This window comes from Streptomyces sp. A012304 (assembly GCF_026008495.1).
Lineage (GTDB): Bacteria > Actinomycetota > Actinomycetes > Streptomycetales > Streptomycetaceae > Streptomyces.
Window position 1 is genome coordinate 34,500 of sequence record NZ_BQUN01000004.1, and the last position, 14,744, is coordinate 49,243.

Genomic DNA, 14,744 nt, shown 5'->3' on the forward strand with positions numbered 1-14,744 from the left:
ATCACCCCGTGGGCGAAACGACCCCCAGCAGCGCCCGCGCGCACAGATCGCGCACCTGGTCCCGGGACAGCTCCGAGCCGCGCAGCCACTCCAGGCAGACCGCCGTCGTGAACGCCAGCCAGCCGCGCACCGCGAGGCGTACGTCGGGGCGTCGCTCGAAGAGCGGGCCGAACTCGGGGTCCGCGGCGAGGGCCGCCAGGATCTGGCCCTCCTGCGCCGCCAGGGCCCGCTGGTAGACGCGGCGCACGGCCTGGTCGCCGGCCGCGTCGGCGCGGTGGAAGGCGCGGTAGCCGTGGGCGTGCTCGTGCACGTACTCCAGGAAGGTGTCCAGGCCGGCGGTGAGCTGTTCGCGCACGGGGACACCGGGCACGGCCGCCGTCATGCGCAGCATCCGCTCGCTCTCGCGCTCGACGACCGCCGCGAAGAAGTCCCGCTTGGTCGGGAAGTAGTGGTACAGCAGCCCCCGCGAGACCCCGGCGATCTCCGCGACCTGCTCGATCCACACGTCGTCGTACGGGCGCTCCGAGAACAGCCGGGCGCCGACCGACAGCAGCTGTTCCCTGCGTTCCCCGGTGCTGAGGCGGCGCCGAGTGCGCCCGCCCTGGTTCGCGGCCATGCCCGCACTTTACTTGACGTCGGTTCAACAGCGGGCCCAGACTGAGCGCGTTGTTGAACCCGCGTACAACATGCTCGACCGGCCGCAGTCAAGGGAGATGGCGTCATGGCGGAGACGACGACCGGGGCGACCTCGGCGGCGGCGGCGGTGCCGAAGGGCTTCCGCGGGGCCGAGCTGGGCTGGCCCGAACTGCACCGGATCCCGCATCCGCCGTACCGACTGCCGCTCCTCGGGGACGTGCTGGGCGTGAGCCGGAGCACGCCCGTGCAGGACTCGCTGCGGCACGCCCGGCGGCTCGGGCCGATCTTCCGGCGCCGCGCGTTCGGCCGGGAGTTCGTGTTCGTGTGGGGCGCGCGGCTCGTCGCCGACCTGGCGGACGAGACGCGGTTCGCCAAGCATGTGGGGCTGGGCATCGCCAATCTGCGGCCGGTCGCCGGGGACGGGCTGTTCACGGCGTACAACCACGAGCCGAACTGGCAGTTGGCGCACGATGTGCTGGCGCCCGGGTTCAGCCGGGAGGCGATGGAGGCCTACCACCCGATGATGCTGGACGTCGCCGAGCGGCTCACCGGCCACTGGGACCGCGCGATGGCCGACGGACGGGCCGTGGACGTGCCCGGCGACATGACGAAGCTGACGCTGGAGACCATCGCGCGCACCGGCTTCGGCCACGACTTCGGGTCCTTCGAGCGCTCCCGGCCGCATCCCTTCGTGACGGCGATGGTGGGCACGCTCAGCCACGCGCAGCGGCTGAACACCGTGCCGTCGCCCCGGCTGCTGCCGCGGGCGGCGCGGCGCAACGCGGCCGACATCGCCTACCTCAACCGCACGGTCGACGACCTGGTCCGGGCCCGCCGTGCCGGCGCGGGCGGTCAGGGCGACCTGCTCGACCGGATGCTGGACACCGCCCATCCGAGCACCGGGGAACGCCTCTCGGCGCAGAACGTGCGCCGCCAGGTCATCACCTTCCTGGTCGCCGGACACGAGACCACCTCGGGCGCGCTCTCCTTCGCCCTGCACTACCTCGCCCGCCGCCCGGACGTCGCGGCCCGCGCCCGCGCCGAGGTGGACCAGGTGTGGGGGCGAACGGCGGTGCCCGGCTACGACCAGGTGGCCCGGCTCCGGTACGTGCGTCGGGTGCTGGACGAGTCGCTGCGGCTGTGGCCGACGGCGCCCGCGTTCGCCCGGGAGGCCCGCGAGGACACCGTGCTGGCCGGGGAGCACCCGATGCGGCGGGGCGCGTGGACGCTGGTGCTGACGCCGATGCTGCACCGCGACCCGCAGGTGTGGGGCGCCGACGCCGAACGCTTCGACCCGGACCGCTTCGAGGCCGGCGCGGTCCGTGCCCGGGCGCCGCACACCTTCAAGCCGTTCGGGACCGGCGCGCGGGCCTGCATCGGACGGCAGTTCGCGCTGCACGAGGCCACCCTCGTCCTGGGCCTGCTGCTGCGCCGCTACGAACTGCGCCCCGACCCCGCCTACCGGCTACGGGTCGCCGAGCGGCTGACCCTCATGCCGGAGGGCCTGCGCCTGCACCTGGACCGACGCGCCACCGCCACCGCCGAACCCACCGGCTCAGCCCTGCCCCGCCCAGTGCGCGGGACGGACGACTGACCCGGGCAGTCGGGTGCCGGCGGTCCCCCGGGCCGCGGCGAGTTGGGGCTGGGTCAGGAAGAAGGCGTCTGTCAGGTCCGCGTCGGTGAGGTCGGCGTCGCGCAGGTCGGCGCCGATGAGGTCCGCGCCGCGCAGATCGGCGCCGGTGAGGTCGGCCGCGATCAGGTAGGCGCCCCGCAGGTTCGCCCCGCGCAGGTTCGCCCCCTTGAGGCGGGCGCCCATCAGGTCCGCGCCCCGGCGTTCCTTCTTGCGTCCGGGTATACCGGCCCGCACCAGCTCGCTGGTCCTCAGCAGCAGGACGTTGACCTCCTGCCGGTGGGCGGGCACGTCCAGCGCGACGAGTTCCCCGGGGCCCAGCCGGGTGAGCGCCTCGGTCCGCTCCAGCGCGCGGCGCAGCTCTCCGTGGACGGGGCGGGCGGCGGGCAGGGTGAGCGCCTCGGTGAGGTACCACAGCAGCTCGTGGAGCTGGCGGACGACCGGGAAGACCTCGGCCATACGCCGGCTGTGTTCGGGTCCACCGGTGCGCCGGTCCCGGCCGCCGAAGGTGACCTGGGAGACCTTCTGGCCCGCGCCGAAGCAGTCGTAGACGGTGCAGCCGGTGAAGCCCTTCTCGCGCAGCCGGGTGTGGATGCCGCAGCGGTGGTCCTCGCGCAGGTTGGGGCACGGCGTGCCGGCCGGCTTGTCGAGCGCGAAGTCCGCCGACCGGGCGAACGGCAGGGCCACGCAGCACAGCCCGAAGCAGTTCTCGCAGTCGCCGCGCAGGCCGTCCCGGTCCACCTTCTGTTCTCGCATTCCGTCCACCTTACTGACCTGCGGTCACGGCGCGGACATCCCAGTGGTCCCCGTCCGGGAGAAAAACTCACCGCTGAGTTTCCGCTCCTGTGGGGGTCCTCTCATCCAACGGAAAACAACGTCGGCTATCACGGAGTCAGGAGCCGGCAGCGGCCACGAGCCGACGGACCGAGGAGTGCCACATGTGCAGTCACCAGCCCCCGTGCCCGACCACGGAAAGCGCCGACGGTCACACGGCCGTCGTCGTCACGGCCCACCCCGAACAGGGGTGGAGCCTGCTGTGCGACGGGACCGTCGTCTTCGACGACACCGGTGAACTCCTGCCGGACGGACGGGTGGTGGACCCCCACCGGGCCCCAGGCCCACCCGCCGTCGCCGTCTGATCCACGTCGTCCGATCCGCGCTGTCTCGTCCGCGCGGGCCCGGTCGGGCCGTCCGGTGTCCCTAGCGGCCGAACAGTTCGAACGCCACGGCGGGCCGGCCGCCGAACCGCTCCCCCACCGACCGGGCCGCCCCGGTCAGGAAGCTGCGCGCGTAGGCCTCGGGTTCCTCGTCGGTCAACGCCTCGATGTACGCGCGGTGTTCCAGCAGCGAGGCCACCGCGCGCTCCAGGCCGGCCGTCGCGTCCACGGCGTGGGTGGGGGTGGCCGATCCGGCGACGGCGACCCACCGCACCCCGTTCCAGGGTTCGAGCCCCTGCTCGGCGAGTTCCGGGAAGATCCAGCGGTTGCCGGCGTCCCCGGCCGCGTCCAGCGTGGCGCGGCCGACGGCCACGTGGTCGGGCGTGTTCCAGGCGACGCCGTCCCAGGTGTCGCGGTGGTTGAGGGTGATGACGAGTTCGGGGCGGTGACGGCGGATCGCGGCGGCGATGTCCCGGCGCAGGGCGGTGCCGTACTCGATCACGCCGTCCCGGTGGTCGAGGAACTCCACGGTGGAGACGCCGACGACGGCGGCGCTCGCCCGCTGTTCGCGCTCGCGCAGCGGTCCGCACTCGGCGGGCGGGATCGTGTCGATGCCCGCCTCGCCGCGGGTCGCCAGCACATAGGCGATCTCCCGGCCGGCGTCGGTCCAGGCGGCGACGGCCGCGGAACAGCCGTACTCCAGGTCATCGGGATGGGCGACGACGGCGAGGGCGCGCCGCCAGTCCTCCGGCATGGGGGTGAGCTGAGGAAGCGTCGGCTCGGTCATGCCCGCAGACTAGTCGTCGCCCCTCCCCCGCACCGGCTCAGGCCTCGTCTCGGGTCAGCGCCAGCAGCCGGTCCAGGACCCGGGGCCCGGCGGCGCGCAGCCCGTCGTGTTCGTACTCGTCGGTGACCCAGGTGCGCAGGCCGCGGACGGCGCGGGCGGTGCGCAGGGAGTGGGCGGTGTCGACGTACAGGTCGTCGTGGTAGATCGCCGCCGCGACCGGGACCTCGTTGGCGGCGAGGCGGGCGGGGTCGTACAGGGGCGTCCAGTCGGTGCGGGCGGCCAGCAGGTGGGCGGTCTCGCGCAGCGGGCGCAGTGCCGGGTCGCAGTCGAACGTCCAGGGGTGGACGGTCTCGCCGGTCAGCGGCAGCGGTCCGTCGCCGGTGAGCGCTCTGGCCGCGTCGAACGAGGGGAACTCGGCGCGCACCCGCTCGGCCGACCAGGCGGTGGGCCGGGCGTCCTGGGCGTAGATCGCCTCGTGGACGAGGGCGTACAGGGGGTGTCCGGCGTACGAGAGGTGGCCCTGGATCTGCTCCTGGAAGGCGTCGGAGAGCGCCGGGCCGCGCGGGGTGGGGACGAAGGCGTCCTCCAGGAGGTGGTGCAGCCGGTGGCTGCCCTCGCTGCCGCCGAGGAGGATGCCGAGGCTCTGGAAGGCCTCCACGGTCAGGCGGTAGCCGTTCGGCAGGGTCACCTCGTGCTGGAGCAGGTGGTCGGCGATCCGGCGGGCGCGTTCGACGTCCTGGGGGTAACGGGCGTAGTGCGCGGCGGTCTTGCGTTCCATGCGCGGGTAGGCGGCGCGGTAGACGTCGTCGGCGTGGGCGTCCAGGGAGGGCAGGCCGCCGGTGATCACGGCGGCGGCCAGGCCCTCGGGGGCCAGGGAGAGGTAGGTGACCGTGCAGAAGCCGCCGAAGCTCTGGCCGAGGACGGTCCAGGGGGCGCCGCCGGTGACCTGGCGGCGCGCCAGCTCGCAGTCGCGGACGATGGAGTCGGCGCGGAAGCGGGTGAGGTGGTCGGCCTGCTCGGCGGGGCCGCCGCGCAGCGGGAGTGTCTGCCGGTTGTCGGGTGTGGAGTGGCCGGTGCCGCGCTGGTCGAGCAGCAGCACCCGGTACTCCTTCAGGGCGCGGCCCAGCCAGGCCTGCCGGCCGACGAACCGGTTGGCGCCGAAACCGGGGCCACCCTGGAGGTAGAGCAGCCACGGCAGGTCCTGGCCGGCCTTGTCGCTCGCGACGACCTCACGGGCGTACAGCTCGATCGTCTCCCCGGACGGGTCGGCGTGGTCGAGGGGCACGGTGAAGCGGCGGTCGGTGAGGACGACGCCGGGCTGGCGGTAGCTGAGGGACAACGGGGCTCCCGGGGGCGGTCGGTGCGCGGGCCGCGTCCCAGTTCAGCACAGGTCGGGCAGCCGGCCGCGGAGCCCGAGCGTGACGGACGCCGCCGAAGGCGGGATCAGCGCGCCGACAGGCTGGAGCGCCGCACCACCAGCTCCGGCTGGAGCACCACCCTGCGGTGTTCGTGCCGGCCCGCGTTCTCCTCCGTCTCCTCCAGCAGCAGTTCGGCGGCGAGGGCCCCCATGGTCACGGCGGGCTGGCGCACCGAGGTGAGGGGGACGGCCGCGGCGGCGGCGAACTCGATGTCGTCGTAGCCGACGATCGCGAGGTCGTCGGGGACGGTGACGCCGGCCGCGTACATGGCCTGAAGGACGCCGAGGGCGAGCAGGTCGTTGGCGCAGAACACGGCGGTGGGGCGGTCGGCGAGGCCGAGCAGGCGGGCACCGGCGTCCCGGCCGGCGGCCACGTCGAGCCGCTCGGTGGGCAGCTCGCGCAGCGCGTCGGGGCCGAGGCCCGCCTCCGCGAGGGCGTTCAGGGCGCCGGTGCGGCGGTCGCGGACCTGGGTGAAGCCGGGCGGGCCGCTGACATAGGCGATCGAGCGGTGTCCGGCGTCGACCAGATGGCGTACGGCGAGGGCGCCGCCGGCCACGTCGTCGACGGAGACGGAGCACTCGCTGGTGCCCTCGGCGACCCGGTCGACCAGCACGAAGGGGATGCCGTGCCGGCGGAAGGAGTCGATGTTGCGGCCGGTCGCGTCGGCCGGGGTGAGCAGCACGCCGCGCACCCGCTGCTCGGCGAAGAGGGCGAGGTACTCGGCCTCCTCACCGACGCTCTCGGCGCTGTTGCAGACCATCACGCCGAGCCCGGCGTCACGGGCCGCCCGCTCGGCGCCCCGGGCGACGTCCACGAAGAAGGGGTTGCCCATGTCGAGGACGAGCAGCCCCATGATCCGGCTGCGGCCCGCGCGCAGTTGGCGTGCCGACTCGCTGCGGACGTAACCGAGCCGGTCTATGGCGGACAGCACGCGGGCCCGGGTCTCCGTGGCGACGGTGTCCGGGCGGTTGATGACGTTGGACACCGTGCCGACGGAGACTCCGGCGGCACGGGCGACGTCCTTGATACCCACCGACTGGGCCATCAGGCGAGGACCTCCAGGTGAACGAGGGGCGGCGGGCGAGGCCTTCACATTACCGTCATCCCGCCGCACTCCAGACCGGTCAGGCGGGCAGCCGGAAGTCGACGACGTGGAGCGCCGAGGGGGTCGTCCCGGTCGACTTCTCCTGGTACATGACGGACAGGACGTTGTCCTGCGCGACACGTGTCTCGTCGATGACGACCTCGCCGAAGGCGTTGAGGCCGCTGCCGTCGAAGAGCAGCTTCCAGTCGGTGTGGCCGGAGGCCTTCGACGCGCCGGCGATCCGGCCGAAGGGGAAGATCGCGTAGGCGTTGTCGTACTTGTCCAGGATCAGCTTGGTGCGCTGGCTGGAGCTCAGCGGGACGGGGATCTCCGTCTTCTGCCAGGCGCCCGAGGCGTTCTTGCGGACGTGGAAGGCGCGCCCGTTGGCGGTGCGGTCGGCGACGTAGCTCGTCGTGCACTGGCCGAAGCGGCCGGGGACATAGCTGATGATGGCGTGCGGGAGGCCGGTGGAGTCGGTGAACTGGCTCTCCTGGTTCATCAGGGAGTGGTCCGGGTTGAGCGGGTCCACCACCAGGCCGGCGTCGGTCACGGAGACCCGGTCGGAGCCGCCGGTGGTGCCGACGACGGTGCCGGCGTTGTTGCGCCAGGTGCGGCCGCGGTCGTCGGAGTAGACGTAGCCGGTGTCGTGGTTGGTGATGCCGCCGCCGGAGCACATCACGGCGCCGTTCTGCTCGCGCCAGGTGAAGAAGGAGTGCAGCCGGCCGTTCCTGTCGTAGTCGATGCCGTGCAGGTACATGTTGCGGGCCGTGCTGGAGCCGTGCTCGCTGCTGTAGGTGCCGGTGGAGCTGGTCCACTCGCCGAGGTTGGTCCAGGAGGTGCCGTTGTACTCGGCGAGGGCGTTGCGGCCGTTGCCGGAGATGCCGACCCGGTAGCTGAGCTGGAGCTTGCCGTCGGGCGTCGAGATGAACTGCGGGTAGGTGAACTGCGAGGTGAGGGCGAGTCCGTCGAGCGTCGACTGGGGTGCGCCGAAGCGGCTCGTGGTCCAGCTCAGGCCGGCCGGGTCGTCCATGAGCCCGGCGACCGACTTGACGTAGGTGAAGCCGTCGCTGTGGGAGTCCATGTTGAGGTGGAGACGGCCGTCGATCTTGGAGACGCCCATGGAGATGACGTTGTGGGAGTCGTTGTACCGCAGGGTGTGGCCGACCTTGACGGTGGACCAGGTGGTGCCGCCGAGGACGCGGCGGCCGACGACGGCGTTGCGGTCGGCGGTGTACCAGACGGCGTACTGGTAGCCCTTGTAGGTCAGCAGGCCGTTCTTCTGGAACGAGTTGTTGTTGACCAGGCCGTCGTAGGAGACGAAGAAGATCGCCTGGCTGTCGAGCGTCGTGGTGCCGGTCCGGGTGACGGACGGGCCGGGGTCGGCGGCGCGGGCGGTGCCGGACGCGAGGGCGGGGGAAACCAGGGCACTGGTGAGGGCGGCGCCCAGCAGGGTACGTCGTTTCATCTCGGGGGACTCCGTTGTCGGAACGAGGTGAGGGAGGGGGACGGGCGTGGGGGTGGGGGTGACGCATGGGGGTCAGGCGAGGTGGAACACCTCGGTGAGGGGTTTCATGGCCTCGTCGGGCCGGGCGCCGTCCAGCGACTCGAAGAACGGCGCCATCTCCGCCTGCCAGCGGGCGTTGACCTCGGTGGCTTCCATGCCGGCCTGGGCGGCGGCGAAGTCCTCCGTCTCCAGGTAGCCGACGAGCAGGCCGTCCTCGCGCAGGAAGAGCGAGTAGTTGTGCCAGCCGGTGGCCGAGAGCGCCTCCAGCATCTCCGGCCAGACGGCGGCGTGCCGCTCGCGGTACTCGTCGAGGCGGTCGGCCCGGACCTTCAGCAGGAAGCACACGCGCTGCATCAACACCCCTCCAGGGATCAGAAGTTGAACTGGTCGATGTTCTTGGCGTCGAACACGGTCGGCTTGCCGAGGCTGATCACGCCGTCCTTGCCGATGGTGTAGGTGGTGCCGCCCGCCTTGAAGGTCTCGCCCTCCTTGCCGGTGATCTGGCCGGAGACCAGGGCGACGGCGGTCTGCGCGGCCAGGGCGCCGAGCTTCGCCGGGTCCCACAGCTCGAAGGCGTCGACGGTGCCGTTCTTGACGTACTTGCGCATGTCGTTGGGGGTGCCGAGGCCGGTCAGCTTGACCTTGCCCTTGTACTTCGAGCCGGACAGGTACTGGGCGGCGGCCTTGATGCCGACGGTGGTCGGGGAGATGATCCCCTTCAGGTTCGGGTACTCCTGGAGCAGGCCCTGGGTCTGCTGGAAGGACTGCTGGGCGTCGTCGTTGCCGTACGCGACCTTGACGAGCTTGATGTCCTTGTACTTGGGGTCCTTCAGCTCGTCCTTCATGAAGTCGATCCAGATGTTCTGGTTCGTCGCGGTCTGCGCGGCGGACAGGATCGCGATCTCGCCCTTGTAGCCGATCTGCTCGGCGAGCAGCTGCACCTCGGTGCGGCCGAGGTCCTCGGCGGAGGCCTGCGAGACGAAGGCGTTGCGGCACTCCGGGTTGGTGTCGGAGTCGTAGGTGACGACCTTGATGTCGTTGCTCATGGCCTGCTTGAGCGCGGTGCACAGGGCGCCCGGGTCCTGCGCGGAGACGGCCATCGCGTCGACCTGCTGCTGGGTGAGGGTGTTGACGTAGCTCACCTGGCCGGAGGTGTCGGTGGCGCTGGAGGGGCCGACCTCCTTGTAGCTGGAGCCCAGCTCCTTCAGGGCCGCCTCGCCGCCCTTGTCGGCGGTGGTGAAGTAGGGGTTGTTGACCTGCTTGGGCAGGAAGCCGACGGTCAGGCCCTTCTTGGTGGCCGCGTTGGGGTCGGCCTTGCCGCCGGAGGCGGCCGCGCCGGTGCTCTCGTTCTTCACGTCCTCCTTGGTGGTGCCGCCGCAGGCGGTGGCGGCGAGGGCGAGGGAGGTGACGGCGGCGAGGGCCGCGCAGGCACGACGGAGGGATGACTTGCGCATGGCGGGTCCTTTATGAGGGGTGAGCGGGGTTTCAGGCCGTCGGGGTCGAGGCGGCGGCTCTACGGCCCGCCCTCGCGACGGAGATCTGGCGTGCGACCCGGGGGCCGAGCACGGAGACGACGAGCAGGACGCCGGTGACGACGATCTGCGACTGGGCGGAGACGTCCTGGAGGCTCATCACGTTCTGCAGCGCTCCGAGGAGGAAGACTCCCGCGATCGCGCCGCCGAGCGTGCCCTTGCCGCCGTCGAAGTCGATGCCGCCGAGCAGCACCGCGGCGATGACGGAGAGTTCGAGCCCGGTGGCGTTGTCGTAGCGGGCGCTGGCGTAGTGCAGCGCCCAGAAGACGCCGGTGAGGGAGGCCATCAGGCCGGTCAGGACGAACAGCAGCAGCTTCTGCCGCTTGACGCGGATGCCGGCGAAGCGGGCGGCCTCCTCGCTGGCGCCGATCGCGAACAGCGACCGGCCGAACGGGGTGGCGTGCAGGGCGACCACGGCGATCGCGAGCAGGACCACGAAGGGCAGGAAGGCCTGCGGGACGAAGCTGTCGCCGATGCGGCCGGCCGCGAAGTCCAGGTACTGGCTGGGGAAGTCGGTCACCGCGTCGGAGCCGAGCACGATCTGCGCGATGCCCCGGTAGGCGGCGAGGGTGCCGATGGTGACGGCGAGGGACGGCAGTCCGAGCCGGGTCACCAGCAGGCCGTTGATCAGACCGCACACGACGCCCAGCAGCAGGCAGATCGGGATGATCGCCTCGATGGTCAGGCCCTGGTTCCACAGGGCGCCCATCACGGCGCCGGAGAGGCCGGCCGTGGAGGCGACCGACAGGTCGATCTCCCCGGAGACCACCAGCAGGGTCATCGGCAGCGCGATCAGCGCGATCGGCAGGGTGTTGCCGATCAGGAAGGACAGGTTCAGCGCGTTGCCGAAGCCGTCGACGAAGGTGAAGGAGAACAGCAGCAGGACGATCAGGAGGGCGCCGACGACCGTGTCCCAGCGGACCGCGCGGCTCGCGAAGGATCCGGACTCAGGCATGGCGGGCGTTCCTCTTCTTCAGGGCCGACGCCACCCGCAGCGCGACCACGCGGTCCACGGCGATGGCGAGGAGGAGCAGGATGCCGTTGATGGCGAGCACCCAGACGGAGCTGACACCGAGGGCGGGCAGCACACTGTTGATGGAGGTCAGCAGGAGCGCGCCGAGGGCCGCGCCGTAGACGCTGCCGGAGCCGCCGGTGAAGACCACACCGCCGACGACGACCGCGCTGACGACGGTGAGTTCGTAGCCGTTGCCGGTGCCGGAGTCGACGTTGCCGAAGCGGGCCAGGTACATCGCCCCGGCCAGGCCCGCGAGGGCGCCGCAGAAGGTGTAGGCGACCAGGATCCGCTTGCGGACGGGGATGCCGGCGAGGCGGGAGGCCTCCGGGTTGGAGCCGAGCGCGTACAGCTCGCGGCCGCTGCCGAAGTGCTTGAGGTAGTAGGCGGTGGCGATCAGCACGGCGAGGGCGATCAGCGCGAGATACGGCACGGCGGAGATGCCGTCGGAGCCGAAGTCGACGAAGCCGCCGGGCAGGTCGGCCGCGGTGATCTGCCGGGAGCCGACCCAGATGGAGTCGACGCCGCGGACGATGTACATCGTGCCGAGGGTGACGACGAGGGCCGGCACCTGGCCGAGGCTCACCAGCAGGCCGTTGAGCAGGCCGACGCCGATACCGAGCAGCACCGCCAGGGCGATCGCGACGACCGGGTCGCCGCCGTCCTGGAGGTGGACGCCGGCGGCGAAGGCGGTGATGCCGAGGGTGGAGCCGACGGACAGGTCGACGTTCCTCGTGATCACCACCAGGGACTGGCCGGTGGCGACCAGGACCAGGATGGTCGCGTTCAGCAGCAGGTCCTTGATGCCCTGCTCGGAGAGGAACTCGCTGTTGCCGGCCTGGGTGACGGCGATCATCACCAGGAACACGATCAGGATGGCGAGTTCGCGCATCTTGAAGACGCGGTCGACCAGCCGGGTGCCGCTGGACCGGGGAACCTCGGCGGCGGGGGCTTGGTTGGGGGTGGTCACCGTCATGCGGCGGCCCTCCCGGTGGCGGCGGCCATCACGGTTTCCTCGGTGGCGTCGGAGCGGGGGATCTCGGCGGTGAGCCGGCCCTCGTGCATCACCAGCACGCGGTCGGCCATGCCGAGGACCTCGGGCAGGTCGGAGGAGATCATCAGGACGGCGACCCCGTCGGCGGCCAGCCGGCTCAGCAGGCGGTGCACCTCGGCCTTGGTGCCGACGTCGATGCCCCGGGTGGGCTCGTCGACGATGAGCACCTTGGGGGCGGTGGCCAGCCATTTGGCGAGGACGACCTTCTGCTGGTTGCCGCCGGACAGGGTGTTGACGGTGTCGGCGATCCGGGCGTACTTCACCTGGAGCTTGACCGCCCAGTCGAGGGAGCGGCTGCGCTCGGCGTCCCGGTCCATCAGGCCGGCCTTGACGGTGGTCCGCAGGCCGGTGAGGCCGATGTTGCGCTCGATGGACATGTCCATCACCAGGCCCTGGGCGCGCCGGTCCTCGGGGACCAGGGCCAGCCCGGCGGCCATCGCGGTGGAGGGGGCGCCGTTGGTGAGCTTGCGCCCGTCGATCTCCACCTCGCCCGCGTCCCAGCGGTCGATGCCGAAGATCGCCCGGGCGACCTCCGTGCGCCCGGCGCCGACCAGTCCGGCCAGTCCGACGATCTCGCCGCGCCGGACCTCGAAGGAGACGTCGGTGAAGACGCCCTCCCGGGTCAGCCGGCGGACGCTGAGGGCGACCTCGCCCGGGGTGACGTCCTGCTTGGGGTAGAGCTCGTCGAGGTCGCGGCCGACCATGCGGCGGACCAGGTCGTCCTCGGTCATGCCGGCCAGCGGTTCGCTGGCGATCCAGGCGCCGTCGCGCAGGGTGGTCACCCGCTGGCAGATCTCGAAGATCTCCTCCAGCCGGTGCGAGATGAACAGGACGGCCGCGCCCTGTTCGCGCAGGGTGCGCACGACACCGAAGAGGCGGGCGACCTCGCTGCCGGTGAGGGCGGCGGTCGGCTCGTCCATGATGAGCACGCGGGCGTCGAAGGAGAGGGCCTTGGCGATCTCGACGATCTGCTGGTCGGCGATGGACAGGCCGCGTGCCGGGCGGTCGGGGTCGAGGTCGACGCCGAGGCGCTGCATCAGGGCGGCGGTCGCCCGGTGGGTGGCCTTGTGGTCGATGCGGCCGAGGGCGCGGCGCGGCTGGCGGCCCATGAAGATGTTCTCGGCGATCGACAGGTCCGGGAAGAGCGTGGGCTCCTGGTAGATGACGGCGATGCCGGCGTCGCGTGCGTCACCGGGGCCGTGGAAGACGACGGGCTCACCGTCGAGCAGCACCTGGCCGGCGTCCGGTCGGTGCACCCCGGCGAGCGTCTTGATGAGGGTCGACTTGCCCGCGCCGTTCTCACCGGCGAGGGCGTGCACCTCGCCGGGGAACAGCTCCAGGGAGACGCCCCGCAGGGCGCGTACGGCGCCGAACGACTTGGCGACGTCCGTGAGCGCCAGCACCGGGGCCGGTCCCGTGTCGGACGGGTGGGTCATGGGTGGCTCCTCGACGACGTCTGCGAACTTCCCATCGGGGGCCGTCACGACGTCGTGAAAGGTTTCAACTGGATGGCCGGGACGTTAGGCATGGCGGCCATGTCACGTCAATGGCTACAGCTCGAAAAGTTTTCGATAATCGAAGGTCACGCGTCGGTCACGGAGAACGGTCCAGGACAGGGGGCTTGACACTCCCCCGGCGGGCTCATAGCTTCCCGTTCTGAATCGTTTCATCGAGAGCTCCTCAGGAGCTCGCCCACAGCTCGTTTGAAGCTCGTCCGGAAGCCTCCGGACCGATGTCACAGGAGCCCGAAGTGACCGACCTCGCCGCGGTGAAAGCCGCGCTGAAGACACAGGCCGTCGAGACGCCGTCGTGGGCGTACGGGAACTCGGGGACCCGCTTCAAGGTGTTCGCCCAGCAGGGCGTACCGCGCACGCCGCAGGAGAAGCTGGACGACGCGGCCCAGGTGCACGCCTTCACGGGCGTGGCCCCGACCGTCGCCCTGCACATCCCGTGGGACAAGGTGGAGGACTACTCCGCACTTGCGAAACACGCCGAGGACCGGGGTGTGCGCCTGGGAGCCATCAACTCCAACACCTTCCAGGACGACGACTACAAGCTGGGCAGCGTCTGCCACCCCGACGCGGCGATCCGCCGCAAGGCCGTCGACCATCTGCTGGAGTGCGTCGACATCATGGACGCCACCGGCTCGACGGACCTGAAGCTGTGGTTCGCCGACGGGACGAACTATCCCGGCCAGGACGACATCCGCGCCCGGCAGGACCGGCTGGCCGAGGGGCTGGCCGAGGTGTACGAGCGGCTCGGCGAGGGCCAGCGGATGCTGCTGGAGTACAAGTTCTTCGAGCCGGCCTTCTACACGACGGACGTCCCGGACTGGGGCACCGCCTACGCGCACTGCCTCAAGCTCGGGCCGAAGGCGCAGGTCGTGGTGGACACCGGGCACCACGCGCCCGGCACCAACATCGAGTTCATCGTCGCCACGCTGCTGCGGGAACAGAAGCTCGGCGGGTTCGACTTCAACTCGCGCTTCTACGCCGACGACGACCTGATGGTGGGCGCCGCCGACCCCTTCCAGCTGTTCCGGATCATGTACGAGGTGGTGCGCGGGGGCGGTTTCACCCCCGACGTCGCGTTCATGCTCGACCAGTGCCACAACATCGAGGCGAAGATCCCGGCGATCATCCGGTCCGTGATGAACGTGCAGGAGGCCACGGCCAAGGCGCTGCTGGTCGACCGGTCGGCACTGGCCGCCGCGCAGGCGTCCGGGGACGTGCTGGAGGCGAACGCGGTGCTGATGGACGCGTACAACACGGACGTGCGTCCGTTGCTGCGCGAGGTGCGCGAGGAGATGGGGCTGGGTCCCGACCCGATCGCGGCGTACCGGGCGTCCGGGTGGGCCGAGAAGATCGTCGCCGAACGGGTCGGTGGCGAGCAGGCCGGCTGGGGGGCGTGAGCGTCCGCCGGGTTCTGTT

General features: G+C 71.5%; 14 protein-coding genes. 3 read left to right on the plus strand and 11 right to left on the minus strand.

Features of this window, described 5'->3' with window-relative positions:
- Nucleotide 1: 1 nt before the first annotated feature.
- On the minus strand, nucleotides 2-616 hold the full coding sequence (locus ALMP_RS01770) for a TetR/AcrR family transcriptional regulator (protein ID WP_264924162.1): 615 nt from the start codon (nucleotides 614-616) through the stop codon (nucleotides 2-4).
- 105 nt (nucleotides 617-721) lie between these two features.
- Between ALMP_RS01770 and ALMP_RS01775 the strand changes: the two genes are divergently transcribed.
- Complete coding sequence (locus ALMP_RS01775; protein WP_264924163.1) at nucleotides 722-2,230, plus strand: cytochrome P450; 1,509 nt, start codon at nucleotides 722-724, stop codon at nucleotides 2,228-2,230.
- Here the strand turns inward: ALMP_RS01775 and ALMP_RS01780 are convergent.
- Entirely contained in the window at nucleotides 2,192-3,022 is an 831-nt protein-coding gene (locus tag ALMP_RS01780; RefSeq protein WP_264924165.1) for a pentapeptide repeat-containing protein, read from the minus strand. The genes ALMP_RS01775 and ALMP_RS01780 overlap by 39 nt on opposite strands.
- Before the next feature lie 182 nt (nucleotides 3,023-3,204).
- Here ALMP_RS01780 and ALMP_RS01785 point away from each other — a divergent pair, with 182 nt between their 5' ends.
- A complete protein-coding gene (locus ALMP_RS01785; RefSeq protein WP_264924166.1) occupies nucleotides 3,205-3,405 on the plus strand; it encodes a DUF5999 family protein in 201 nt (66 codons plus the stop codon).
- Nucleotides 3,406-3,466: 61 nt separating this feature from the next.
- Here the strand turns inward: ALMP_RS01785 and ALMP_RS01790 are convergent, their stop codons facing one another.
- The 9 genes from ALMP_RS01790 to ALMP_RS01830 all read right to left on the minus strand — a co-directional run bounded on the left by ALMP_RS01790 (nucleotide 3,467) and on the right by ALMP_RS01830 (nucleotide 13,250).
- Nucleotides 3,467-4,210 carry a PIG-L deacetylase family protein gene (locus ALMP_RS01790; RefSeq protein WP_264924167.1) on the minus strand — a complete coding sequence of 248 codons (744 nt, stop codon included), beginning with the start codon at nucleotides 4,208-4,210 and terminating at the stop codon, nucleotides 3,467-3,469.
- Between the two features lie 37 nt (nucleotides 4,211-4,247).
- Nucleotides 4,248-5,549 carry an alpha/beta hydrolase gene (locus ALMP_RS01795; RefSeq protein ID WP_264924168.1) on the minus strand — a complete coding sequence of 434 codons (1,302 nt, stop codon included), beginning with the start codon at nucleotides 5,547-5,549 and terminating at the stop codon, nucleotides 4,248-4,250.
- Nucleotides 5,550-5,653: 104 nt separating this feature from the next.
- Nucleotides 5,654-6,673 carry a LacI family DNA-binding transcriptional regulator gene (locus ALMP_RS01800; protein ID WP_264924169.1) on the minus strand — a complete coding sequence of 340 codons (1,020 nt, stop codon included), beginning with the start codon at nucleotides 6,671-6,673 and terminating at the stop codon, nucleotides 5,654-5,656.
- A gap of 79 nt (nucleotides 6,674-6,752) precedes the next feature.
- Nucleotides 6,753-8,177 (minus strand): BNR repeat-containing protein, encoded by a 1,425-nt coding sequence (locus ALMP_RS01805; RefSeq protein WP_264924170.1) that lies wholly within the window; start codon nucleotides 8,175-8,177, stop codon nucleotides 6,753-6,755.
- Between the two features lie 72 nt (nucleotides 8,178-8,249).
- On the minus strand, nucleotides 8,250-8,570 hold the full coding sequence (locus ALMP_RS01810) for an L-rhamnose mutarotase (RefSeq protein WP_073491415.1): 321 nt from the start codon (nucleotides 8,568-8,570) through the stop codon (nucleotides 8,250-8,252).
- Nucleotides 8,571-8,587: 17 nt separating this feature from the next.
- Nucleotides 8,588-9,670: a rhamnose ABC transporter substrate-binding protein gene (rhaS, locus tag ALMP_RS01815; RefSeq protein ID WP_264924171.1), complete on the minus strand. Its 1,083-nt coding sequence runs from the start codon at nucleotides 9,668-9,670 to the stop codon at nucleotides 8,588-8,590.
- Nucleotides 9,671-9,701: 31 nt separating this feature from the next.
- Nucleotides 9,702-10,703, minus strand: a complete 1,002-nt coding sequence (locus tag ALMP_RS01820) for an ABC transporter permease (RefSeq protein ID WP_264924172.1) — start codon at nucleotides 10,701-10,703, stop codon at nucleotides 9,702-9,704.
- The gene (locus ALMP_RS01825; protein WP_264924174.1) at nucleotides 10,696-11,736 is read right to left on the minus strand and encodes an ABC transporter permease; all 1,041 of its coding nucleotides are present in this window, start codon (nucleotides 11,734-11,736) and stop codon (nucleotides 10,696-10,698) included. The genes ALMP_RS01820 and ALMP_RS01825 overlap by 8 nt, the downstream gene beginning before the upstream one ends.
- Complete coding sequence (locus ALMP_RS01830) at nucleotides 11,733-13,250, minus strand: sugar ABC transporter ATP-binding protein (RefSeq protein ID WP_264924175.1); 1,518 nt, start codon at nucleotides 13,248-13,250, stop codon at nucleotides 11,733-11,735. The genes ALMP_RS01825 and ALMP_RS01830 overlap by 4 nt, the downstream gene beginning before the upstream one ends.
- 314 nt (nucleotides 13,251-13,564) lie before the next feature.
- On the opposite strand from ALMP_RS01830, the gene rhaI reads away from it, so the two are divergent.
- On the plus strand, nucleotides 13,565-14,725 hold the full coding sequence (gene rhaI, locus ALMP_RS01835) for an L-rhamnose isomerase (protein WP_264924177.1): 1,161 nt from the start codon (nucleotides 13,565-13,567) through the stop codon (nucleotides 14,723-14,725).
- The last annotated feature ends 19 nt before the right edge of the window (nucleotides 14,726-14,744 follow it).